Source organism: Streptomyces sp. NRRL F-5650, assembly GCF_000721365.1.
Lineage (GTDB): Bacteria > Actinomycetota > Actinomycetes > Streptomycetales > Streptomycetaceae > Streptomyces > Streptomyces ardesiacus.
The window spans coordinates 1-674 of record NZ_JOGV01000167.1 but is presented as its reverse complement, the minus strand read 5'-3'; the positions used below and the strand labels follow the sequence as shown (position 1 = coordinate 674).

Genomic DNA, 674 nt, shown 5'->3' with positions numbered 1-674 from the left:
GTTGGCGGAGGCGTATGTCGCGGGTGTTCCGGTGGACTGGTCGGCCTTGTTCGCCGGCAGTGGTGCCCGCCGGGTGGACCTGCCCACCTACGCCTTCCAACACGAGCACTACTGGATAGAGGACGTCGTCCAGCCCGGCCAGGCGGCGGCCGGTGGACCGACCGATCCGGTGGACGCGGCGTTCTGGGGTGCGGTGGAGCGCGTGGACGTCGACGGTGTGACCTCGCTTGTGGAGGGGGCGGATGCGCAGGCGTGGGAGTCGGTGGTTCCGGCGCTGTCGGCGTGGCGTGGCGTCAGGGGCGTCGGGCGCAGACGACCATCGACTCGTGGCGGTATCGGACGGTGTGGCGTTCGGTGGGGGTGCCGTCGGTGGCGTCCTTGAGCGGTGTGTGGTTGGTGGTGGTCCGGGGCGGGGGTGCTCCGGTGGAGGAGGTGTCGGGGGCGCTGGCGGCTGCGGGTGCCGAGGTGCGGGTGTTGGAGTCGCCGGGGGATCGGGAGGCTTGGGCGCGGGAGTTGGCCGGGGCCGGTGAGGTTGCTGGTGTGGTGTCGTTGTTGGCGTGGGGTGAGGGTGATGGTGAGGAGGCGTTGGTCGCGTCGTTGGTGTTGGTGCAGGCGTATGGGGATGTGGGGTTGTCGGCGCCGGTGTGGGTGTTGACGCGGGGTGCTGGTGGGGT

The 674-nt window shown here is 70.9% G+C and carries 1 protein-coding gene and 1 pseudogene; one reads left to right on the top strand and one right to left on the bottom strand.

Going from position 1 to position 674, the window contains the following annotated elements; all coding sequences use genetic code 11:
* The first annotated feature begins 31 nt into the window (after positions 1 to 31).
* Positions 32 to 382, top strand: coding sequence for a hypothetical protein (locus IG88_RS45210; RefSeq protein WP_324609029.1), 351 nt, complete (start codon positions 32 to 34; stop codon positions 380 to 382).
* Here the strand turns inward: IG88_RS45210 and IG88_RS45045 are convergent.
* Positions 294 to 674, bottom strand: a pseudogene (locus tag IG88_RS45045) (hypothetical protein); the annotation flags it as partial. The gene IG88_RS45210 and the pseudogene IG88_RS45045 overlap by 89 nt on opposite strands.